This window comes from Ruegeria sp. AF2, assembly GCF_056542025.1.
Map to the genome: position 1 here is coordinate 261,354 of NZ_JBQFZC010000003.1, position 22,330 is coordinate 283,683.

The 22,330-nt window shown below is 57.1% G+C and carries 17 protein-coding genes and 1 tRNA gene; 9 read left to right on the plus strand and 9 right to left on the minus strand.

Going from position 1 to position 22,330, the window contains the following annotated elements; all coding sequences use genetic code 11:
• Positions 1 to 30 precede the first annotated feature (30 nt).
• The gene (locus ACR0NM_RS12030) at positions 31 to 867 is read left to right on the plus strand and encodes an alkaline phosphatase family protein (protein ID WP_170732972.1); all 837 of its coding nucleotides are present in this window, start codon (positions 31 to 33) and stop codon (positions 865 to 867) included.
• A gap of 6 nt (positions 868 to 873) precedes the next feature.
• On the opposite strand, the gene ACR0NM_RS12035 is transcribed toward ACR0NM_RS12030, so the two are convergent.
• From ACR0NM_RS12035 to ACR0NM_RS12050, 4 genes are all read right to left on the minus strand, one after another.
• The gene (locus tag ACR0NM_RS12035; protein ID WP_170512444.1) at positions 874 to 1,797 is read right to left on the minus strand and encodes an alpha/beta hydrolase; all 924 of its coding nucleotides are present in this window, start codon (positions 1,795 to 1,797) and stop codon (positions 874 to 876) included.
• Positions 1,798 to 1,809: 12 nt separating this feature from the next.
• A complete protein-coding gene (locus tag ACR0NM_RS12040; RefSeq protein ID WP_480562409.1) occupies positions 1,810 to 3,699 on the minus strand; it encodes an acyl-CoA synthetase in 1,890 nt (629 codons plus the stop codon).
• A 160-nt stretch (positions 3,700 to 3,859) separates the two neighbouring features.
• Positions 3,860 to 5,680, minus strand: a complete 1,821-nt coding sequence (locus ACR0NM_RS12045; RefSeq protein ID WP_170392269.1) for an ABC transporter transmembrane domain-containing protein — start codon at positions 5,678 to 5,680, stop codon at positions 3,860 to 3,862.
• Between the two features lie 156 nt (positions 5,681 to 5,836).
• A tRNA-Gly gene (locus ACR0NM_RS12050) sits at positions 5,837 to 5,910 on the minus strand.
• 135 nt (positions 5,911 to 6,045) lie between these two features.
• Here ACR0NM_RS12050 and ACR0NM_RS12055 point away from each other — a divergent pair.
• The gene (locus tag ACR0NM_RS12055) at positions 6,046 to 7,578 is read left to right on the plus strand and encodes a hypothetical protein (protein WP_480614912.1); all 1,533 of its coding nucleotides are present in this window, start codon (positions 6,046 to 6,048) and stop codon (positions 7,576 to 7,578) included.
• Positions 7,579 to 7,720: 142 nt separating this feature from the next.
• Positions 7,721 to 9,610: a PhoX family protein gene (locus ACR0NM_RS12060; RefSeq protein ID WP_480614914.1), complete on the plus strand. Its 1,890-nt coding sequence runs from the start codon at positions 7,721 to 7,723 to the stop codon at positions 9,608 to 9,610.
• Positions 9,611 to 9,671: 61 nt separating this feature from the next.
• On the opposite strand, the gene ACR0NM_RS12065 is transcribed toward ACR0NM_RS12060, so the two are convergent.
• Entirely contained in the window at positions 9,672 to 10,232 is a 561-nt protein-coding gene (locus ACR0NM_RS12065) for a tetratricopeptide repeat protein (RefSeq protein WP_170392277.1), read from the minus strand.
• Positions 10,233 to 10,272: 40 nt separating this feature from the next.
• The gene (locus ACR0NM_RS12070) at positions 10,273 to 10,749 is read right to left on the minus strand and encodes an Lrp/AsnC family transcriptional regulator (RefSeq protein WP_170392279.1); all 477 of its coding nucleotides are present in this window, start codon (positions 10,747 to 10,749) and stop codon (positions 10,273 to 10,275) included.
• 103 nt (positions 10,750 to 10,852) lie between these two features.
• Here ACR0NM_RS12070 and putA point away from each other — a divergent pair, with 103 nt between their 5' ends.
• On the plus strand, positions 10,853 to 14,251 hold the full coding sequence (gene putA / locus ACR0NM_RS12075; RefSeq protein ID WP_480614916.1) for a bifunctional proline dehydrogenase/L-glutamate gamma-semialdehyde dehydrogenase PutA: 3,399 nt from the start codon (positions 10,853 to 10,855) through the stop codon (positions 14,249 to 14,251).
• Positions 14,252 to 14,293: 42 nt separating this feature from the next.
• Positions 14,294 to 15,037, plus strand: a complete 744-nt coding sequence (locus tag ACR0NM_RS12080; protein ID WP_480614918.1) for a rhomboid family intramembrane serine protease — start codon at positions 14,294 to 14,296, stop codon at positions 15,035 to 15,037.
• Between the two features lie 7 nt (positions 15,038 to 15,044).
• Here ACR0NM_RS12080 and ACR0NM_RS12085 read toward each other — a convergent pair whose 3' ends face one another.
• On the minus strand, positions 15,045 to 15,866 hold the full coding sequence (locus ACR0NM_RS12085) for an IclR family transcriptional regulator (protein WP_480614920.1): 822 nt from the start codon (positions 15,864 to 15,866) through the stop codon (positions 15,045 to 15,047).
• A 203-nt stretch (positions 15,867 to 16,069) separates the two neighbouring features.
• On the opposite strand from ACR0NM_RS12085, the gene bhcA reads away from it, so the two are divergent.
• The 4 genes from bhcA to bhcD all read left to right on the plus strand — a co-directional run bounded on the left by bhcA (position 16,070) and on the right by bhcD (position 20,456).
• Entirely contained in the window at positions 16,070 to 17,260 is a 1,191-nt protein-coding gene (gene bhcA / locus ACR0NM_RS12090) for an L-aspartate--glyoxylate aminotransferase BhcA (RefSeq protein ID WP_480614922.1), read from the plus strand.
• 11 nt (positions 17,261 to 17,271) lie between these two features.
• Positions 17,272 to 18,243, plus strand: a complete 972-nt coding sequence (bhcB, locus tag ACR0NM_RS12095) for a beta-hydroxyaspartate dehydratase BhcB (protein WP_480614924.1) — start codon at positions 17,272 to 17,274, stop codon at positions 18,241 to 18,243.
• Positions 18,244 to 18,254: 11 nt separating this feature from the next.
• Positions 18,255 to 19,418, plus strand: coding sequence for a 3-hydroxy-D-aspartate aldolase BhcC (bhcC, locus tag ACR0NM_RS12100; protein ID WP_170512464.1), 1,164 nt, complete (start codon positions 18,255 to 18,257; stop codon positions 19,416 to 19,418).
• Between the two features lie 72 nt (positions 19,419 to 19,490).
• Positions 19,491 to 20,456: an iminosuccinate reductase BhcD gene (gene bhcD, locus ACR0NM_RS12105; RefSeq protein ID WP_480614926.1), complete on the plus strand. Its 966-nt coding sequence runs from the start codon at positions 19,491 to 19,493 to the stop codon at positions 20,454 to 20,456.
• Positions 20,457 to 20,515: 59 nt separating this feature from the next.
• Here bhcD and ACR0NM_RS12110 read toward each other — a convergent pair whose 3' ends face one another.
• Both ACR0NM_RS12110 and ACR0NM_RS12115 read right to left on the minus strand, forming a co-directional pair.
• Complete coding sequence (locus ACR0NM_RS12110) at positions 20,516 to 21,301, minus strand: inositol monophosphatase family protein (RefSeq protein WP_480614928.1); 786 nt, start codon at positions 21,299 to 21,301, stop codon at positions 20,516 to 20,518.
• Between the two features lie 95 nt (positions 21,302 to 21,396).
• Positions 21,397 to 22,302 carry a LysR family transcriptional regulator gene (locus ACR0NM_RS12115; protein ID WP_170564044.1) on the minus strand — a complete coding sequence of 302 codons (906 nt, stop codon included), beginning with the start codon at positions 22,300 to 22,302 and terminating at the stop codon, positions 21,397 to 21,399.
• Between the last annotated feature and the right edge of the window lie 28 nt (positions 22,303 to 22,330).

Genomic DNA, 22,330 nt, shown 5'->3' on the forward strand with positions numbered 1-22,330 from the left:
GAACGAATACTCAGAAACAAGGGCCGGAACATGGACCGCAAACTGCTTTTGATCATCCTTGACGGCGTCCCCTGGCGCAACTTTCGTCGACTGTTTGGCAATCTTGAAGGATGGGTCGACAGCGGTGCTGCCCGGGTTTGGAAACTCTGCTCTGTACTGCCTTCGACCTCTGCCAGTTGCTATGCGTCGATCCATACCGGCGTCACACCGCAAGAGCATGGCTGCACCGGCAACGGCAACGTCTTCCGGCTAAGCCACAAGGATGTGTTCAGCCAGGTGCGTGAGGCAGGCGGCATAACCGGCGCGGTCACCCACAGCTATTGGTCTCAATTCTTCAATCGCCACCCATTCGACTACGTCCGCGACGTTGAATATGACGAGCCCGACAGCCTGACCATCAACCATGGTCGATTTCATTCGATGACGGGATACGGCAAAGCGAACCAGATGACGCCCAGTGATGTCGATCTGTTTGCCTCGCTGACCAATCTGTGTCTGCGCTTTGGGCTGGATTATGGCATCCTGCACACCTGCACACTGGACAGTATGGGGCATCGTTTCTTCCACGATTGCGCCGAGATGGACCATGCCTGTTTTGTCATGGACGAAATGCTGGCCCCGTTCATTCCGCGCTGGCAGCAGTTGGGCTATGACGTCATCGTGACGGCTGATCATGGACAAGACGAACGTGGCCATCACGGAGGGCGCAGCCCGTTGCAGCAGGAAACAGCGCTTTACTACTTTGGAGAGGCCAAAGGCCCTGATCCCGATACCGTGATAGACCAGCTACAGCTTGCACCAACCATACTTCAGCGCATGGGCGCACCGGTGGCGGATACGATGAAAGCCAAGCCGTTCCTGACCTGACGCGGTTCAGTCGTAGGACCAAATCCCCTGCCCCAAAGCCTCAATCGCCACGGAAATCCGCTCAAAGCTGTCCGCGGCGCGCCTGACCGATGTTCGGGCGCGCAGATATCCGTGGACCAAACCGGCCTCGTTGATGCAATGGGCCTGCCCACCTGCGGCTGTGATCCGGTCGCAATAAGCTTGCCCGTCATCGCGCAGCGGATCGCAATCGGCGGTCACCACCACCGTCGGCGGTAGCCCCGAGAAATCGACGTCATGCAACGGTGCATAGGTAGGATCGTTCTGGGGCGTGGTACCTTGATACCGAACAGTCTCATAAAACCGGATATCGTCCAATGTCAGCAGCGGGGCATTGGCATGTTCGATATACGACCCCTGCGACATATCTCCGCCTAAGCCGGGATATATAAGGACCTGCCCCAGCACATTTTCCAACCGACTCCGACCATGGTGCGAAACGGCTGCTGCCAGATTGCCACCCGCGCTGTCACCGGCCAGCACGATCGGTTCGCCGTATTCCTGAACCACCCAGTTCGTGGCGGTCCAGCTATCCTGAAACTGCGCCGGGTGCACATGCTCAGGGCATAACCGATAGTCGACCGAAACGATCCGATAGCCCGTCTGGGCGCAGAGTTCCGCACAAACATCATCGTGGCTATCCAAGCCCCCGACGACGAACCCACCACCATGTATGTAGACGACGGTCCGGGTGGGGTCACCGGCGCTATAAATGCGAACAGCTACGCCATCGGCGGACCTGTCGCGCACCTCGATGCCAGGTGGGCGCGGCTGGCGGAAGTCCTGACACATCGCGTCATAGACCCGGCGTTGGTCAGCAATGGACATCTCTACCGTATCATCCGGATAGCTCTCGGCTGTGCGCCGGATGAAACCCCAGGTCTCCTCGTCGATCAGACGTTCATAGTCCATTGTTCCTCCGAATTATTCAGACCACTCCCATGGCCGGGTAAACGAACCCAGTACTTTTGAGACATCGTCTTCGGAAGACCCATTCGCGTCAAGCTGCGCGACAAGACCCCTCTTCTTGTCGTCGATTACCGAAACGACCCGCGCTTCAATGCCTGCGGCGTCCAATGCACCGTTGTAGATGCGAGTGATGGCTTGCTTGCGCAGTTCGGGTTTGAAAACCTTGCCAACGGCGGTTTTCGGCAATTCATCCAGAATGGTCATGTGCTTGGGCTGTGCCGCGCGTTCGTGGACGTGGACCTTGCAATAGTCCATCAGCTCCTGTTCAGTGACCGAGGCCCCCTCGACCAGTTCAACAAAGGCGCAAGGCACCTCACCCGAATGCGCATCGGGCTGACCGATGGCCCCTGCAAAGGCGACGGCATCATGGCCCAGCAAGGCCTCTTCGATTTCTGCAGGATCGATATTGTGTCCGCCGCGAATGATCAGGTCCTTCGCGCGACCGGTGATCCACAGATAGCCGTCCTCATCAAACCGTCCCAGATCGCCCGTGCGCAGGTATTTATCGAAATGATAGAGGTTCGTATTCTTGTCGGTCTCGGTATAAGTATTGCCCGCGTATACGCCGGGGTTCGAGATGCAAATTTCACCGATCTGATCTACGCCGCACTCGGTTGGTCCATCGGGCCCGTCCTGCAGGATTTTGACATCCGTATAAGGGAACGGGATACCGATCGAGCCGATCTTCTTTTCCCCATCCACGGGGTTGCATGACACCAGACAAGTGGCCTCGGTCAGGCCGTAGCCCTCGACGATAGTAACGCCGGTCGCTTCTTCAAACCGACGGAACAGTTCGACCGGCAACGGAGCTGATCCCGAAAATGCTGTTTTAACGCTGGATATATCCGCATCCACAGGTCGCTGCATTTTGGCTGAAATCGCTGTCGGCACTGTGATGATGAACGAAACCTTCCAGCGTTCGATCAGTTTCCAGAAATTGTCGAATACGCCATCACCGCGATACCCGGCAGGCGTCGGGAATACCACATGTGCACCAGACGACACCGCCGCCATCACGATGACATGCACCGCAAAGACATGGAACATCGGCAGTGGGCACATGATGACGTCGTTCTCGTCAAAGAGCAGCGTGTTGCCCAACCAGCCATTGTAGATAAGGCCCGAGTATTTGTGCTGCGCCACTTTCGGCATGCCCGTGGTGCCGCCCGTGTGGAAGTAGCACGCCACCCGATCTTCCTGGCTATCCTCAAAGTTCAGCGTTTTAGGCTGCTTGTTCAGCTCATCAAGGAAGTTCTTGTAGTCCGCATGGGCCAGCTTTTCTTTATCACCCATCTTTGGGCGCAAGAACGGTACAAGCCAGGATTTGGGCGGCGTCAGATAGCGATTCAGGTCGATCTCAAGGATCGTGTTGACACCCGGAGCGTGACGCACAGCCTCTTCAACCTTTTGGGCCACATCGGTTTTGGGAAAGGATTTCAGGGTGACGACAACCTTGGCCTTGGTCTCACGCAGGATCGCCGCGATCTGCTCTGGCTCCAGCAACGGGTTGATCGGGTTCACGATCCCGGCCACCGCACCGCCCATCATGGTGACCAGCGTCTCGTTGCAGTTGGGCAGCACATAGGCCACCACATCGTTTTCTCCGATGCCAAGGGAACGGAATAGGTTGGCGGCCTGATTGACTTTGCCCAGCAGCTCGGACCATGTCAGCGTCTCGGCCTTGTCGCTCGGGCCGGACAACAACTGAAAGCTGATCGCTTTATGGTTCGGGAACTTGCCCGCCGTCCGCGACAACAGTTGATGGAAGGTGACGGGTACGTCCCGATCTTCCCACGCCATCTCCTGCTCGATGCGCGCCTTGTCTTCCAATCCCACAAAGGCCATGTGGCTCCTCCCCTGATCTGTCTCCCGTGTCGCGCACAGGCTTGTTTGTCACCTCCAAGATGGAAGCAAAACACACCATGCGCAAGCAAGGGCTTAGCGATCAGGTCCGGGAATATGTAGAATGACGCTACGGCGAAACGAGATGTGCCGGAGCGTCACTTTATTCTGCAGCCACCCCGTCGGTGAACTGCAAGCGTGCGAGGCGGGCATACAAACCGTCCTGCGCCACCAGATCGTTATGGGTACCCTGCGCCACAATGCGCCCGGCTTCCAGCACGACAATCCGGTCTGCCTTCTTAACGGTCGCCAGACGGTGCGCCACGATCAGAGTGGTGCGCCCTGCCCTCATGTTATCAACCGCACCCTGCACCGCACGTTCGCTTTCTGCGTCCAAAGCCGAGGTCGCCTCGTCCAGCAGCAGCACCGGTGCGTCGCGCAGGATGGCACGTGCGATGGCGATACGTTGCTTCTGACCACCCGACAGCATTACGCCCCGTTCGCCCACAAAGCTGTCATACCCTTCGGGCAAAGCCGAGATGAACTCATGCGCGGCGGCGGCTCGGGCGGCGGACTCGACTTCGGCATCTGAGGCGTCCAGACGGCCAAAGCGGATATTCTCGCGCGCCGAAGCGGCAAAGATCACGGGGTCTTGCGGGACCAGCGCGATGTGCTGACGGAAGTCGTCACGGTTCAACTCGCGCAGGTCGAGCCCATCAAGACTGACCTGTCCCGCATCGGGATCATAGAACCGCTGAATCATCTGGATGACTGTTGTCTTGCCCGCACCAGACGGGCCAACAAAGGCCACTGTCTCCCCAGGTTTAATCTGCAGTGACAAATGATCCAGCGCGACAACGTCCGGGCGCGCGGGATAGTGGAATGTCACATCGTCGAAACGTATCTCTCCGCGTACGGGCACAGGCAAATCCTTGGCCTGCGACGGATCATTGACGGTATCCTCAGCGTTCAGCAGCTCGACCAAACGCTCCGTCGCACCTGCAGCGCGCTGCAACTCGCTCCAGATTTCGGACAACGCGGCGACTGAACCCGCCATGATGATCGAATAGATCACAAACTGGATCAGCACGCCCTCGGTCATAACCCCGTTACGCACATCATTCGCACCCATCCACAGCACGCCAACGATGCCCGAGAAGACGAGAAAGATCACAATGACGGTCAGAATCGCACGGGTCTGGATCCGACGCAGAGAAACTTCGTACGAAGTTTCTGTCATCTCTCCGAACTGCGTCCTGCTGGCGTCCTCATGAGTAAAAGCCTGCACGGTTTGCACCGCACCCAACGCCTCGCCGGCATTTCCAGAGGACGCCGCAATCCAGTCCTGATTTTCCCGGCTGATCACCCGTAACCTGCGGCCCAGTACCAATATTGGCACAACCACCAGCGGAATCAGTAGCAACACCATCCCAGTCAGCTTAGCCGATGTCAGCAGCATCAGCACCAGTCCGCCGACGAACATCAAAAGATTGCGGAGCGCGATGGACACAGACGATCCCAGCACCGATTGGATCAGCGTTGTGTCGGTGGTGATCCGGCTCAGAACTTCGCCGGTCATGATGCGCTCGTAAAACTCGGGGCTCATCCCGATCACGCGGTCAAAAACCGCCTTTCGGATATCGGCCACCACACGTTCACCCAACCGGGTCACCAAAGCATAGCGAATACCCGTACCCACGGCGAGAATCCCGGCTATACCGAGGGCGGCCAGAAAGTACCATTCAAGCAAATCACCATCTTCGATGCGGAAATTGTCGACCACACGCCGCACAGCCAAGGGCAATGTCAGCGTCATGCTGGCCGTCAGGATCAACGCCAGTGTCGCGCCGATCATCAGCAGTCGATAGGGCTTCATAAACGGCCACAATGACCGCAGCACGCCAATTTTTTTAGACCTAGCCCGTTCATCGTAGGCGCCGGGCGCTTGTGCATTTGCTGGATTGGCGGAGCGTGTTCTTGCCATATCTGGCCCTTGTATTCTGGTCGCAGCCCTTATCAGGCGTCAATCAACGTTTCATGGCGGCGTGGGACAATGGGGTCAAGCTTTGGGCGCAATTCGGGGCACGATCCGGGCCTTTTGACGCATTCGACCGGAATGTTAGAGATGGAGGGGCTGAGTTGGAGCGGGTAGACGGAATCGAACCGACATAGCCTGCTTGGAAGGCAGGGGCTTTACCATTAAGCTATACCCGCTCAGTGCTTGCGCTGATTATTTTATGTACCAACCATCGTCAAGCGCGAAGTTGTGTTTTCAGCCTCAGATACGGCGCACGACATCAATGACACGATCTTCAAGAAATTTTCAGATGGGCGGCAAAAAGGGAAGTCGTGGCAATTCAATGGTCGTTAATTAGCGATGGAAAACAGATCTGGGTCACCACCAAACGCAAGGGAAGTAACTTGATTCCGGCATCTAACTCACACTGGAGAAAAACACTTTGTATGCTTATCCCAGCCTTAGTGTTCACTTGCCTGATCGTGTTGACACTCTCGCAGCAGTCGCCCGTATGGATGCCTTTGGATGATGCCTATATAACAATCGGAAACGTGGATCTGTTTCTTTCGGGGCGCTCAGATCTTTACGGCAATGATGGTCCGACCGGCGCAAGTAGCTTGGTTCATTTTCTCGTGCTGGCCTTTTTATCGCAATTCACCACTACACCAGAGGCCAGCTTGGCCTTGAGCGTTCTAAGCGCCGGCGCATATATGATTGGGTTATGGTTGTTACTGTGTTCCGTGTCAGGCTCTCGGATTGTTGCAGCATCTGGGTCGATTGCGGGTCTCTTATTAGGATTCGCGTGGCTCCACCTTATGAATGGCCTAGAGACTGGTATGGCAATGGCAGCCATCACTTGGGCCTTTTTTCTACGCCAAACCAATCGCCACGTCGCGCTATCGATATTGATTGGCATAATGCCTTTTATCAGACCGGAGTTTTACGTTCTTTCTGCTCTCTTGTTCATTTCTATCATCGTCGTGAAGCCGATCAACTACGCGTACTGCGTCAAGATTTTTTTCATTTCCGCATCCGCCTACATAATCTTGGCACTTGTGAGCGTTCTGATTCTAGGCAGTGTTTGGCCTGATACTGCCGGCGCGAAAGAGGCTTTTTTTGCAGAGAAAGGTGAAGTTTTCTCTAGTCGACTGATGGTCGCTCTGCACGCCGTGGTTGAGACCAATTTGCTTGTGGTTTTCTCGGGCTTGGTCTTCGCACCATTCCTTAGGGGAGGCTGGGTTGCCTTAGCTTTTTTCGGAATTTTTGTGCTCTCATCAGCTCTGAAACTACCGGGTGCTCTGTATCACAACAATTTCCGCTACCTGTATCCGTTGCTACCAATTGCAATTGCATCTTGGACAGCGGTCCTGACGGCGCGTCAAGTTTCTTCGGCCCCGGTCTTTGTGATCGGTGCCCTCCTGTCGGTATACGCTTTTGCGACAAGCAGTTGGCCAGTCTACACCATACAATGGAAATCGGGTAGCGAAGAGCGTCTTATTACAGCGGAATGGATGACTGAGAATTTACCGTCGAATTCTGTAGTAGGTGTTCACGACGCAGGCTTTATACCCTGGAAGATCGCCTCGACAGCCTCGAATCAAAACATTCGGTTCGTTGATCTTGTCGGCTTGAAATCGCCTTCTGCGATCAAATTTCACGAGGAATTCACAGCCCCCTCGAATGGTAAAGAACGATGGCGAGCATTTGATGTGTTGGGGCGGGAACGTAAGATTGATTATATCGTTGTTCTGGATCGACCGTTTTGGCGTCGTATCGAAGACAGTTTCAAGACTGCGGGCTGGGATATCAACCTAATTTTCGCCAACGAGGGCGGATATCAAGTGTTCTCAGCCAACCCAAATTGAGCGGAGCAATTGAAAACTGCCTGTTTTGAACTGATGTTTTCGAAATGGAGAATAACTCAACCTGCGGTTTGAAAACAAACTGTCATGTTACGTGAATATACGCTGTTCACCAAAACCCTATTCAGACAGCCAGGAGCTATCCATGACAGACGTCGATCTTACCACCCTTTCCGCCGACGATTGGGATGAGTTGCACTTCCCCCGCCCGGATGAACACGACTTCGACCGCGTGGTTGAAAGCGCTATCTCGCGACGGGGTTTCCTGTCAGGAGTTGTGGCTTTTGGATCGGGCGCTGCGGCGATGGGCGCTGGTTTGTTGGGCTCAACTTCAGCACAGGCGGTCGATGCACAACGCTTTGCCTTCACGCCGATTCCCGCCCAGACCGATGGGACAGTCCACGTTCCGGAAGGTTATGAGTGGAAGATGCTAATGCGCTGGGGTGATCCGCTGTTTTCCGAGGCCGATGGATACGATTTGACCGATGGCGGTAAGGTTGAAAACTCGGACAAGGTTTTTGGCGAGAATACGGATGGGATGGAGACATTCTCGTTCCGGGGTCACGAGCTGATTGCGATCAACCACGAGTACCCAAACCGCAAGATCAACCTGCCTGCCGCGCAGGAAGGTGTTCCAACCCGTGCCGATGAAGTTCTGAAGTTGCAGAACATCCAGGGCGTGACCGTAATGGAGATCAAGGAAGGCCCTGCGGGCTGGGCGGTCGTTAAGGACAGCCCCTTCAACCGCCGGATCCACCACAACACTCCAATGAAGATCGTCGGCCCCGCCGCTGGTCATGACCTACTGAAGACCGAGGCCGATCCAACAGGAACCGCGTCGCTGGGCACCATGAACAACTGTGGTTCCGGCAAGACACCGTGGGGCACCTACTTGACCTGCGAAGAAAATTTCAACGGCTACTTTGGTTCCTCTGACGAGAATGCCAGCTACGATCAGAAGGTCGCGGACGGCATGAAACGCTATGGCATCAAAGCCGAAAGCTGGAATGGCTACGAACTGTTTGACCCCCGCTTCGACACCTCGAAAAACCCCAATGAGCCGCACCGCGCAGGCTGGATCGTTGAAATCGACCCGACCAAACCCGACAGCACTCCGGTCAAGCACACCGGCCTTGGTCGCTTCAAGCATGAAAATGCTGAGGTCGCGCTGGCTGCGGACGGTCGTGTCGTGGTCTATATGGGCGACGATGAACGTGGCGAGTATCTTTACAGGTTCGTCTCGAACGCGGCCTATGCGCCCGGTGTCGACACTCAGGGCTTGTTGAATGACGGCACGCTATATGTCGCCAAGTTCAATGACGACATGAGCGGCGAATGGCTGCCGCTGACGCCGGAAACAACCGGCATGGACGCGGCCGAAATTCTGATCTTTACCCGTATGGCCGCATCGGCTGCGGGCGGCACCACAATGGACCGCCCGGAATGGGTGGCCTCAAGCCCTGTTGCGGTCGAGGCATATTGCTGCCTGACCAACAACAAGAACCGTGGAGTTAAGCCAAATGCTGGGGGTGATGACACTGCAGTCAACGGCCCTAACCCGCGCGAGGCCAACAAATACGGCCAGATCGTGCGCTGGCGTCCAGCGGATGAAGATCACGCGGCCACTGGCTTTGATTGGGATCTCTATGTCATGGCCGGAAACCCAACTGTTCATTCGGATAACCGTGGCGGATCGGCAAATGTGAACGAAGGCAACCTGTTCAACTCACCCGACGGCATGGCCATCGATTCGACTGGTCTGGTCTGGATTCAGACAGACGGGAATGATGACAACGAGGAAGAATTCGCAGGAAACGGCAATAACCAGATGCTAGTTGGCGATCCCGTGACCGGGGAGATTGTGCGCTTCATGACCGGCCCGAATGGCTGTGAAGTCACCGGTCTGGCCTGGTCGACCGACCTGCGCACCATGTTTGTTGGCATCCAGCATCCGGGCAGCAATTGGCCCGATGGCGGTACGCCGCGTTCGTCGGTGATTGCGATCAAACGCACCGACAACGAGCTGGTCGGCTAATCAAGCCCTTGCATCAAAAGCGCTCCTGAACTTCGGTTCCGGGGCGCTTTTTCGTCTCAATTCAAATATCCTCACCCGGTGGATCAAGCAGCCCGCCCGGCGCAAGCAAGGCACGCTCTGAAAGCCACGGGTTCAGTTCGAGTGCATGGTTCAGCGCCGTTCGCGCTTCGTCCAGCCGCTTGAGACCCAACAGCGATAATGCCCGCCCGCTAAGCGCCGCTACATGGTTCGGGGACAGCTCAATGGCCCGATCCAGATCGATCAGGGCCGCACCGTAATCCTGCTGCAAATAGTTGACGAATGCCCGTTGATTGTACCCCTCGGCATAATCCGGGCAATAAGCGACCAGAGCGTCAAACTCGGCCAGCGCACCGGTCAAATCCCAAGACTCGCGCAGAGACATCCCGCGATCCAACAGGGTTTGAGATCGGGCGTCCGGCGCATCGGTCCAGAGTTGCCACATCCGTCCCGAAATGCCCCGCGCCTCGCGCTCAGACGACGCGGTTTGGGCTTGCGTAATCAGGGCGTCGACGCCAGAGATATGATCCGGCGCAACCGGGCAATCTGCAGAAGCCTGAGCGGCAGAACCAGCGAGTATGGCAACGATAAGTACGTTTTTCATCCTCTCTAACCTGATCCATCAGTCGTTTAGGTCAACTGCTTTATAGCGGAGCCAGCAACCCGGTTTCTTTCACCGCCTCCATCGCAACGAAGGTGGAGGTGTTGGCAACATGCGGCAGGGATGAGATTTTCTCGGCTAGCACCGTGCGGTATTCCGTCATCGATCGGGTGCGGATTTTAAGCAGATAATCAAAGTTGGACGCGATCATATGAGCCTGTTCAATCTCAGCAACTCTGCGCACCGCTGAATTGAACTCGGCCAGTGCTTTTTCACGAGTATCTGTGAGACGCACCTCGACAAAGGCCACATGATCAAGGCCCAGACGGATCGGGTCCAACATGGCGCGATAGCCTGTGATGATCCCGTCAGCCTCAAGCCGCTTGAGCCGCGCCTGTGTCGGCGATTTTGACAAGCCGATCCTGCGCGCAAGGTCCGTCACTGAGATGCGGCCATCTTCAGCTAATGCCGTAAGGATCGCACGGTCAAAGCGATCAAGGCTGGACAAGTCGTTTTGCATAATCAGGCTCCTATATTTCAGTCAATTCGACCAGAATTCGAGGAAATTCGGTCCATTCTCCTGACTATAGGCGGTTATATTAGGCAAAAGCCCCGGAGTACACATGTCACACAGCCTACGCACCAAAATCGACACTCAGACTTATGCCGACCAGTCCACTGTACTGGACGCGCTGATCTCTCAGGCCAAGCTGTCAGAGGCCGACCGAACGGCCATTTGTGAGGCTGCAGCACAGCTGGTGCGCGACATCCGCTCAAGCACGTCGCCTGGCATGATGGAAGTGTTTCTGGCTGAATACGGCCTATCCACAGATGAAGGCGTTGCGCTTATGTGTTTGGCCGAGGCGCTGTTGCGTGTGCCAGATGCGGATACCATTGACGCACTGATCGAAGACAAGATCGCCCCGTCAGATTGGGGAAAACATCTGGGACAATCATCCTCGTCACTGGTGAACGCGTCGACATGGGCGTTGATGCTGACAGGCCGGGTTCTGGACGAAGACAAATCCTCGCCCGTCGGCGCGCTGCGCGGGGCCATAAAGCGGCTGGGTGAACCAGTGATCCGCACCGCCGTTGGTCGTGCGATGAAAGAAATGGGGCGTCAGTTCGTTTTGGGCGAAACCGTTCAATCCGCCATGAAGCGCGCCAAAGGAATGGAAGACAAGGGCTATACCTACTCGTACGACATGCTGGGCGAGGCGGCACGGACCGAGGCCGATGCTGCCCGCTATCACCTGTCTTACTCGCGCGCGATCGCCGCTATTGCCGAGGCTTGCACCCATAAAGACATTCGCGAAAATCCGGGCATCTCGGTCAAGCTGTCGGCCCTGCACCCCCGTTATGAGCTGGCACAAGAACAACGGGTGATGGACGAACTGGTGCCCCGGCTGCGCGCGCTGGCTTTGCTGGCCAAGGCGGCGGGCATGGGGCTGAACGTTGACGCGGAAGAGGCCGATCGCCTGTCGCTCTCGCTACAGGTGATCGAAGAAGTTATGGCAGAGCCTGCACTGGCCGGTTGGGACGGGTTCGGCATCGTCGTGCAAGCCTACGGCCCACGCGCCGGGTTGGTGCTGGATACGCTCTATGACATGGCCCAGCAACACGACCGCAAGCTGATGGTGCGGCTGGTAAAGGGCGCTTATTGGGATACCGAGATCAAGCGCGCGCAAGTCGAGGGCGTCGATGGTTTTCCGGTCTTCACCGATAAGGCAGCGACGGATGTGTCCTATATCGCCAACGCCCGCAAGCTGCTGGGAATGACCGACCGTATCTATCCGCAATTTGCCACGCACAACGCCCATACCGTCAGCGCCATCCTACATATGGCGGACGGCCAGCCATTCGAATTCCAGCGCCTGCACGGTATGGGTGAAACCCTGCATCAGATCGTGCGCGACAAGCGGTCCTCGCGCTGCCGTATCTATGCTCCGGTCGGTGCGCATCGGGATCTGTTGGCCTATCTGGTGCGTCGCCTTCTGGAAAACGGGGCAAATTCTTCGTTCGTCAATCAGATCGTTGATGAGGAAGTCGCCCCAGAAACCGTTGCCGCAGATCCGTTCGTGGCCGTTCAAACGCCTGGCAAACCGCTGCCAACCGGGCCTGAGTTGTTCGCACCGGAACGCCCAAACTCGAAAGGCTTTGATCTGCACCATACGCCGACGCTGGACAAGATTGACATCGCGCGCGACGCCTTCCGCGCCCATCATTGGTACGCCCGACCTTTGCTGTCGGATGATGCACTGCCTTTGGCGGACACTCCCGTGATCAATCCCGCGCAACCATTGGATCGTCCCGGTTCGGTTGCTGCGGCCAGCCCCGAAGACGTGGAACTGGCGCTGGCCAGCGCTTGCCCATGGCAGGCCTCAGCAGAGAAGCGCGCTGAAATTCTAAATAAAGCAGCCGATCTCTACGAAGCGCATTTCGGAGAGCTGTTTGCCCTGCTCGCCCGCGAAGCCGGGAAATCAGTGCCTGATGCAGTTGCCGAGCTGCGCGAAGCGGTTGATTTCCTGCGCTACTACGCCGCCAATATTCCTGCCGCCAAACCCGCCGGAATATTCACCTGCATCAGCCCGTGGAACTTCCCTCTGGCGATCTTCACCGGGCAGATATCGGCTGCGTTGGCCACCGGCAACGCTGTGCTGGCAGCCCCTGCCCCGCAAACGCCATTGATCGCCCATCGTGCCATTCAACTGATGCATGAAGCAGGCGTTCCACGCGATGCGCTGCAACTTCTTCCGGGCGGGCCGAAAGTGGGCGCGGCGTTGACGTCGGACGAACGCGTCTCTGGTGTGGCCTTTACCGGTTCCACCGCGACCGCGCTGAAAATCCGATCAGCAATGGCGCAGCACATGCGGACAGGTACGTCATTGATCGCCGAGACCGGCGGTCTGAACGCCATGATCGTAGACAGCACCGCTTTGCCGGAACAAGCGGTCCAATCGATTATCGAAAGCGCGTTCCAATCGGCAGGCCAGCGGTGCTCGGCCCTGCGTTGTCTTTATCTGCAAGAGGACATTGCCGAGGACGTTCTGACCATGTTGCAAGGGGCGATGGACGCTTTGCATGTGGGCGATCCTTGGCTGATTTCAACTGATTGCGGCCCGGTCATCGACGCGCAAGCCCGGCAAATCATCGCGGACCACGTGGCCCAGGCCCGCTCAGAAGGACGGGTACTGAAGGAGATGACAACGCCTCCTGAGGGTACATTTATCGCACCGACTCTGATTGAGATACCCGGCATCTCGGCGCTAGAGCGCGAGGTGTTCGGTCCGGTTCTGCACGTCGCCCGGTTCAAGGCGCAAGATATCGACAAGGTCATTGCGGATATCAATGCCACGGGGTACGGCCTGACTTTCGGCCTGCACACGCGGATCGACGACCGGGTGCAGCATGTGACCGAGGCGATCCATGCCGGTAATATCTACGTCAACCGCAACCAGATCGGCGCAATCGTCGGCTCGCAACCCTTCGGTGGCGAAGGTCTGTCCGGCACCGGCCCCAAGGCGGGCGGTCCGAACTATATGGCACGGTTCTGCGCGCCTGATCGGCAGAATGCTTCGGGACGCTGGGACAGTTCGGCTGAACCAGGTGCGCCCGAAGGGCAACCTGCAACGCCCAGCACCCAATCGCTGCCTGGCCCCACCGGTGAATCGAACCGCCTGACCGAATATTCCCGCTCCCCGCTTTTGTGCATGGGTCCGGGGGACGAGGCCGCCAAGGCTCAGGCGGATGCGGTCAAAGCGTTGGGCGGCACAGCGATCCGTATGACGGGCATGCTGGATTTGCACCGGCTTGAAAACCTGACCGGTTTCTCGGGCGTTCTGTGGTGGGGCGACGACGACGCTGCCCGCCAGATCGAGCAGCATTTGGCCCGGCGCGATGGCCCGATCATCCCGCTGATCCCCGGGCAGCCCGACCGTGCGCGGGTGCTGGGGGAACGCCATGTCTGTGTCGACACCACCGCCGCCGGAGGCAACGCCGCCCTTCTGGGAGGTGCGGCATAACCGGACCTTGACGCTGGGCGGCGAAAAGCCCAGCGTCGCGCCATGTTTCCGATCCGAGACCATAACCCTTCGGGGCGTACTCCGTTTGTTGTTTATGCCCTTATGGCTGCGAACATACTGATCTTCCTCAGCTATGTGGGTGTCATGGAGAATGCGCGGCTGATCAATCAGCTTTATATTGACTACGCGGTCATTCCTGCCCGGATAACTGACGGCTATGGGTTCGAGACACTCGTGACGTCAATGTTCCTGCATGGGGGCTGGATGCATCTGGCGGGAAACATGCTGTTTCTGTGGATATTCGGCGACAACCTCGAAGACGAAATGGGGCATGTGCTGTTTCTCGTGTTCTATCTGCTGGCAGGAATCGGAGCGGGGCTGATTCACGTCGTTTCGGCACCGGATTCGGTGGTGCCAACAATTGGCGCGTCCGGAGCGATAGCCGGTGTCATGGGCGGCTATCTTCTGCTTTTCCCAAAAGCGCGCGTGGATATCTTGTTGATTCTGATCGTCTATATCCGGATCTTTACCATCCCGGCCTTTATCATGCTGGGTGTCTGGCTGGGCCTGCAATTCCTTGGCAGCCTGGCCAGCAATCCCGATGAAGGTGGCGTTGCCTATTGGGCGCATACCGGAGGGTTCTTTGTTGGGCTGATCCTGTGCATCCCCCTATGGCTCAGGCGCGGAGGGACTGGGTTCTGGAACCGCACCCACGGCCATCCACCGCATCCGGAACACAAGTACAAACTCTCGCAATCGCGCATCCCCAGAGTGCCGCGCAAATAATCAAGCGTCAGCTCTTGGGTAGCCTACCGCCGCTCAGGTGGGTGATCTCTTGCGCCGCGCGCATGACCAGATCGCCCAACTCGGGCGCGTGTTCTCGGCTGAACCTTACGGTGGGTCCGGATACCGAGATACCGGCGCAAGGCTCAGCCCTGTCATTGAAGATGGCCGCACCAATGCAAGACATACCTTCATACCGTTCTTCGTGATCGTAAGACCAACCTCGGGTACGAGTTTCAGCCAGATCTGCATACAGGCCCGAAGCGGGCAACTTCGTATTTTCAGTGAAAGCAACCGGATCAATCCGGCCCAGAACTTTGCCTAAACTCTCTTCGCTCAACGCAGCGAGAATAGCCTTTCCTGTACCGGACGCATACATGGGCGTCCGCGCACCGGGTGGAAAGAAGGCCCGGATGGGGTTCTGAGTTTCGACCTGCCCGACAAAGACCACCTCTGCTCCATCGGGTACGGCCAGATTTGCGGTCTCACCGCTGTCTTGCATCAGACGCCGCAGGATCGGCCTGCCGATTTCCAGAACGCTGTTGCGCCGAAGAAAAGACGCACCGGTCCGGTAGGCTTCGATTCCGACCAGCCATTCCTGCCGTTCCTCATCAAAGGATACGAACCCGTGTTTTTGCAGTGTCACCAGAATGCGATGCGTGGTGGCTGTCGGAACATCAACCTCGCGGGCAAGATCGCTTAGCGCGACGCGCTCTAGCCGGGCAACAGTGGTCAGTACGCCCAGCGCCCGATCCAATGATTGCATGGTCCCGGCCGAACTTTCTTTAAACAGCGATTTGGGTCTGCCGCGCGGTCGCTTTTGCGTTTCCATTTCTCACCTGGCTTTCGGACTTTCCCCCGAAAACCCGAACCAATTTTTCTGGCCCGGAATTCTCCGAGATCATTTTGATAAACTGAATTCCTATCCGTTTCAGCACCTTATCAATTTAACGGATAAAATGAAAATATTTTTCAAGAAAATTGCAACACACAACCGTTCAAGCGACACTTGGGTCCAAAGCAGAGGATTGAGTTATGTCGCATCAAAACCCGGTCTTTATCCCAGGCCCAACCAATATTCCTGATCGTTTGCGCCTTGCCATGCAGGTTCAGACGCAAGACCACCGCGCCCCGGATTTCGTTGAAACCTTCGCCCCGGTACTGGAAGACACAAAACAGGTTTTCGGCACCACCGAAGGCCAGATAATCACTTTTCCAGCCAGCGGAACGGGCGGTTGGGAGGCAGCGATTACAAATACGCTCAGCCCCGGTGACAAGGTTCTTGTCGCCCGCTACGGCGTCTTCAGCCATCGCTGGATCGATCTGTGCGAAAGACACGGGTTGGACGTTCAGATTGTTGAATGTCCATGGGGAACAGGCGCGCCAGCCGACAGGTTCGAGGCCATCCTGTCCGCGGATAAAGCGCATGAAATTAAGGCCGTATTGGTGACGCATAACGAAACCGCGACAGGTGTGCGTTCCGATATCAGCGCTGTGCGCGATGCGATGGATGCGGCACATCACCCGGCCATGATGTTTGTGGATTGCGTGAGCTCTTTGGCCTCAATGCCGTTCGAGTTTGACCGGTGGGACGTGGATATTGCAGTCTCGGGGTCGCAAAAGGGGTTCATGCTGGCCACCGGCATGGCAATCCTATGCGTTAGCCCCAAGGCACTGGCGTCGATAGAGACCGCGCAACTGCCACGCACCTTCTTTGATTTCCGTGATATGATGTCGGCAAATGCGTCTGGCGGCTTTCCCTATACTCCGCCTTTGCAGCTGATCTACGGCATGCGCGAAAGCCTGAAGATGCTGTTCGAGGAAGGGTTGGACAATGTCTACGCCCGCCACACCCGTCTGGCCGAAGGTGTGCGCCGCGCGACTGCGGCCTGGGGCCTGAAGTTGGTCGCACAATCTCCTGACCTCTACTCGGACACCGTCAGCGCCATTTTTGTGCCCGAAGGTTTCGACAGCAACGAACTGACTGACCATGCCTTCAACACCTATGGGGTATCCTTCGGCATTGGTCTGGGTGAGTTGAATGGCAAAGCGTTCCGTATTGGCCACTTGGGCAGCCTGACCGATGTTATGGTCCTGTCGGGGCTGGCCACGGTCGAGATGGCCATGGCCGATCTGAACTACCCAGTGAAGCTTGGGAGCGGGGTTGCTGCGGCGCAGGAATTCTATCGCGCCAGCTCAACCAGCCACGCAAAAGCCGCAGCTTAGGGAGGACAGTCATGTTGGATCAAATCCCCGTCGCCGACCTGACGTATGACGACGTACGGGCTGCGCATGAAAGGATCAAGCCGCACATCCGGCGCACACCGGTCATGACCTCGGACTATCTGAATGAACGAACCGGCGCGCAGCTGTTCTTCAAATGCGAGAACTTTCAAGAGGCAGGTGCATTCAAAGTGCGCGGTGCCAGTAATGCGGTCTTCGGCCTAAGCGATGAAATGGCGACCAAGGGTGTTTGCACCCACTCAAGCGGGAACCACGCCCTGTCGCTGTCATATGCGGCTGGTCGCCGGGGCATTCCATGCAATGTGGTGATGCCGCGCACCGCGCCGCAGGCCAAGAAAGACGCGGTACGACGCTTTGGTGGTACGATCACTGAATGTGAGCCATCCACCTCTTCCCGCGAAGCGACCTTTACCGAGGTGCAGGCCCGAACAGGCGGAGAGTTCGTGCACCCGTACAACGACCCTCGTGTTATCACTGGTCAGGCCACATGTTCGGCTGAATTGCTTGAGCAGACCGATGGCCTGGATGCAGTGATCGCGCCAATCGGCGGTGGCGGGATGGTCTCAGGCACCTGTCTGACGGTCTCGAATCTGGCATCAGGAACCGCGATCTATGCGGCTGAGCCTGAGCAGGCGGACGATGCGTACCGTTCCTTCAAAGCGGGTCATATCATTGCGGACGATGCCCCCAAAACGGTGGCGGACGGGCTGTTGGTCCCGCTCAAGGAAAACACATGGCACTTTGTGTCGAACAATGTGACCGACATCTTCACGGCGTCCGAGCAAGAGATCATCGACGCAATGAAACTCACCTGGAAATACTTGCGCGTGGTGATGGAGCCGTCTTCGGCCGTTCCTCTGGCCACCATTCTTAAGAACCCCGACACCTTCCGGGGCAAGCGCGTCGGCGTCATCATCACCGGCGGCAACGTGGATCTGGATAAGCTGCCCTGGCTGAAAGGGTAAGGAGAAACAGGATGAACAAACCGATGAACAGTGATCAATTCGAAGTTGGCTATGACATCCCTGCCGCGATCGGCATGGATGAATCCGAAATCCAGACGCCTTGCCTGATCCTTGATCTGGACGCGCTGGAGCGTAACATCAAGAAGATGGGCGACTATGCCAAGGCACATGGGATGCGGCACCGGGTGCATGGCAAGATGCACAAATCCGTAGACGTCGCGAAGCTGCAGGAACAATTGGGCGGCGCAGTCGGCGTCTGCTGCCAAAAGGTTTCCGAGGCCGAGGTGTTTGCGCGCGGCGGCATCAAGGACATTCTGGTCTCGAACCAGGTGCGCGACCCGGCCAAGATCGACCGTCTGGCGCGCCTACCTAAGCTAGGTGCACGAACGATTGTCTGCGTTGATGATGTTGACAACGTCGCTGACCTGTCTGCTGCTGCCGCTAAGCATGGCACTGAATTGGAGGTTTTTGTCGAGATCGACTGCGGCGCGGGCCGCTGTGGTGTCACCACGACCCCCGCCGTGATCGAAATCGCCAAGGCGGTTGAGGCCGCCCCTAACCTGAAATTTACCGGCATTCAGGCCTATCAAGGCGCGATGCAGCATCTGGATACGTATGAGGCACGCAAAGAAAAACTGGATACCGCAATCGCCATGGTCAAGGATGCCGTCGACGGATTGAAGGCTGAAGGGATCGACTGCGAGCTGGTTTCGGGCGGCGGTACGGGGTCTTATTACTTCGAAAGCAACTCGGGCGTTTATAACGAGCTGCAGTGTGGCTCTTATGCCTTCATGGATGCTGATTACGGTCGGATTCTGGACAAGGACGGTCAACGGATCGATCAGGGTGAATGGGAAAACGCCTTGTTCATTCTGACCAGCGTGATGAGCCACGCCAAAGCGGACAAGGCAATCTGCGATGCGGGTCTGAAGGCGCAATCCGTCGATAGCGGCCTGCCCTTCATCTTTGGGCGGGACGATGTGGAATACCTGAAGTGCTCGGACGAACACGGGGTGATTGGCGATCCGGATGGGGTGCTGAAGGTCAACGACAAGCTGCGGCTGGTGCCCGGCCACTGTGACCCGACCTGCAACGTTCATGACTGGTACGTCGGTGTGCGCGGCGGCAAGGTTGAAGCCCTTTGGCCGGTCTCTGCCCGTGGCAAGGCCTATTGATCAACAGATGAATGCAGGGGCGGACGTTTAGCACCGCCCTTTCTAATGCCATCAAAAAGAAAGACAAACGCGATGATCATCGTTCCTGAAAAGGAAATCGGCGCTCTGTTAGGCCGACAGGAAAGCTATACTGCGGTTGAGCAAGTGTTTGCCGCGATGGCGGCTGGGGATGCCTACAACTTCCCGGTCGTGCGCGAGGCCATAGGTCATGCGGATGCGCTCTATGGGTTCAAAGGCGGGTTTGATCGCGCGGGCAAGAACCTTGGCCTGAAAGCAGGCGGGTATTGGCCAAACAATCTGGAAACGCACGGGCTGATCAATCACCAATCCACCGTGTTTTTGTTTGATCCAGATACGGGTCGCGTTCGGGCCATCGTTGGGGGCAACCTGCTGACCGCACTGCGCACGGCTGCAGCCTCTTCGGTTTCGATCAACCATTTGGCACGCAAAGATGCCAAGGTGATCGGAATGGTTGGCGCTGGGCATCAGGCGACATTCCAATTTCGCGCGGCATTGGAACAGCGAAACTTTGAGAAAGTCATAGGCTGGAACTTGCATCCAGAAATGCTGCCAAATCTCGAAAAGGTCGCGGCTGAAGCGGGGCTGCCTTTTGAGGCTGTGGATCTGCCCGGCATGGTGCAGGCGGATGTGATTATCACCATCACCTCCTCCTTCGCGCCAACACTGATGTCCGAGCACGTCTCCGACGGCACACACATCGCATGTATGGGCACCGATACCGTCGGTAAGCAAGAGGTCGCCACAGACCTGATCGCGCGCGCAAGCGTCTTTACCGACGAGGTCGCGCAGGCCGTGACATTGGGTGAAAGCCAGCATGCCGTGGCTGCCGAAATGAAAGCCGAAGGCGATATCCGGCAGATCGGAGAGGTCATTAACGGGACCCATCCCGGGCGTGTGTCCGAGGCTGAGGTGACCGTGTTCGACGGTACTGGCGTGGGGCTGCAAGATCTTGCGGTGGCCAGCGCGGCAGTTGATCTGGCGGTCCAGCAAGGGATCGCGATCGAGGTCGACTTCTAAAACAAAACGCGCGCCCGGACCGGACGCGCGTACCATGATCAAATGACCGGGGTTGAATATCAGCCCCGAATTACCGTTGCGAAATTGTCAAAGATCGGCTCATTGGCGCAGATCACTTCGCCATCCTCAAGCACGCTGCCTTCGGGGTTCAGCGCCTGAACAAAGCCGCCCGCCTCTTTCACGATGATGATGCCTGCGGCCAGATCCCAGGCGTTTAGGCGACGCTCCCAAAAGCCTTCGTAACGACCGGCGGCCACATAGGCCATGTCCAGCGCGGCAGCACCCCAGCGACGAACACCTGCACAGGCAGGCATCAGACGGGCCAGGTCCTGCAAGGTCGCAGGCAGGTCCGAACGGCCACCGAATGGCAGACCTGTCGCGAAGATCGACTCGATCATGCGATGGCGGCCCGACACACGGATGCGCATGTCGTTCATCCACGCACCTTCGCCTTTTTCGGCAAAGAACATCTCATCCTTGGCAGGGTCATAGATCACACCCGAAACGATCTTGCCCTTATGTTCCAACGCGATTGAAACGGCCCAGTGCGGCAGCCCGTGCAGGAAGTTGGTTGTCCCATCCAGCGGGTCGACGATCCAGCGACGAGTCGGGTCTTCGCCGTCAATCGCGCCGCCCTCTTCGGCCAGCCAACCATAGGTCGGACGGGCACCCAGCAATTCCTCTTTCAGGATGGCTTCGGCCGCGATATCGGCCTTCGACACAAAGTCGCCCGCACCTTTCATCGACACCTGCAGGTTCTCGACTTCACGAAAATCCTTGACCAGAGAACGCCCCGCCTTACGCGCGGCCTTGATCATGATGTTGAGATTTGCACTGCCAACCATTTTCCATAGGCTCCTGTCCGGTCAAGCCGCGCGTATACTGGGGCAACGCGCCCTTGCCAAGAGGAATGATGCGCATGGCTGATCTGCGTCCGGTGTTATTGAGTCTGAAGCTTACGCGCCTCGGTCCGCGCCAGTTTCACCAACTCTTGCACAAAGGGTTTTTCAAGGTCTTCGCTGCGGACCGCAGCATATAACCTGCGGGTAATCCCGTCTTTGGTAAGCGGGCGCGTGACGTAGTCCGAGCTATACTTTACCTCGCGCACCACCCAGTCCGGAAGAACGGATATGCCCCTATTCGAAGCCACCAACAACAAGATCACAGCGGTCAGTTCAACCTGTCGGATGGTGGCAGGCTCGACCCGGGCCGGGATCAGCAACTGACTAAAAACATCCAACCGGGTTCGTTCGACCGGGTAGGTAATCAGTGTCTGACCTCGGAAATCTTCAGCTTCGATATAGGGCTTTTCAGCCAATGGATGCGAAGACGCCGCGACAAATACGGCCTGATAGTCAAAGAGTTCGACAAATTCGACACCCGGCAGATCTTCGGGGTCAGAGGACACCACTAGATCAACCTCTTCTTTCTGCAAGGCGGGCAACGCGTCGAATGCAAGGCCCGGGCGGATATCCACATCAACGTCTGACCAGGATTTACGAAAAGCTTCAAGCACCGGAAACAGCCACTCGAAACAAGCGTGACATTCGATCGCAATGTGCATCCGACCGGTGCGACCGTCGCGCAGCGATGAAAACTCATCCTGCATCGCCTCGACCTGAGGCAGAATTTGTTCAGCGAGCCGCAGCAGCCGCAAACCAGCTGCCGACAACTTCATCGGCTTGGATCGACGTAAAAACAGCTCGACCCCGGCCTGATCTTCCAACCCCTTGATCTGGTGACTTAGTGCGGATTGCGTGATGTTTAGCTGATCAGCTGCACGCGCAAGCCCACCGCATTCGTGGATGGCTTTGATCGTCCGTAAGTGGCGAAATTCGATATGCATTACTCACGCAACTCATGTTGTTGTTGAA

Bases quoted from the DNA above. Each gene is read 5' to 3' on its own strand.
- ACR0NM_RS12060 (WP_480614914.1), top strand. From the start codon at position 7,721: ATGACAGACGTCGATCTTACCACCCTTTCCGCCGACGATTGGGATGAG.
- bhcD (WP_480614926.1), top strand. From the start codon at position 19,491: ATGATCATCGTTCCTGAAAAGGAAATCGGCGCTCTGTTAGGCCGACAG.
- ACR0NM_RS12035 (WP_170512444.1), bottom strand. From the start codon at position 1,797: ATGGACTATGAACGTCTGATCGACGAGGAGACCTGGGGTTTCATCCGG.
- ACR0NM_RS12030 (WP_170732972.1), top strand. From the start codon at position 31: ATGGACCGCAAACTGCTTTTGATCATCCTTGACGGCGTCCCCTGGCGC.
- ACR0NM_RS12040 (WP_480562409.1), bottom strand. From the start codon at position 3,699: ATGGCCTTTGTGGGATTGGAAGACAAGGCGCGCATCGAGCAGGAGATG.
- ACR0NM_RS12070 (WP_170392279.1), bottom strand. From the start codon at position 10,749: ATGCAAAACGACTTGTCCAGCCTTGATCGCTTTGACCGTGCGATCCTT.
- bhcC (WP_170512464.1), top strand. From the start codon at position 18,255: ATGAACAAACCGATGAACAGTGATCAATTCGAAGTTGGCTATGACATC.
- bhcA (WP_480614922.1), top strand. From the start codon at position 16,070: ATGTCGCATCAAAACCCGGTCTTTATCCCAGGCCCAACCAATATTCCT.
- ACR0NM_RS12085 (WP_480614920.1), bottom strand. From the start codon at position 15,866: ATGGAAACGCAAAAGCGACCGCGCGGCAGACCCAAATCGCTGTTTAAA.
- ACR0NM_RS12110 (WP_480614928.1), bottom strand. From the start codon at position 21,301: ATGGTTGGCAGTGCAAATCTCAACATCATGATCAAGGCCGCGCGTAAG.
- ACR0NM_RS12080 (WP_480614918.1), top strand. From the start codon at position 14,294: ATGTTTCCGATCCGAGACCATAACCCTTCGGGGCGTACTCCGTTTGTT.
- ACR0NM_RS12115 (WP_170564044.1), bottom strand. From the start codon at position 22,302: ATGCATATCGAATTTCGCCACTTACGGACGATCAAAGCCATCCACGAA.
- ACR0NM_RS12045 (WP_170392269.1), bottom strand. From the start codon at position 5,680: ATGGCAAGAACACGCTCCGCCAATCCAGCAAATGCACAAGCGCCCGGC.
- bhcB (WP_480614924.1), top strand. From the start codon at position 17,272: ATGTTGGATCAAATCCCCGTCGCCGACCTGACGTATGACGACGTACGG.
- putA (WP_480614916.1), top strand. From the start codon at position 10,853: ATGTCACACAGCCTACGCACCAAAATCGACACTCAGACTTATGCCGAC.
- ACR0NM_RS12065 (WP_170392277.1), bottom strand. From the start codon at position 10,232: ATGAAAAACGTACTTATCGTTGCCATACTCGCTGGTTCTGCCGCTCAG.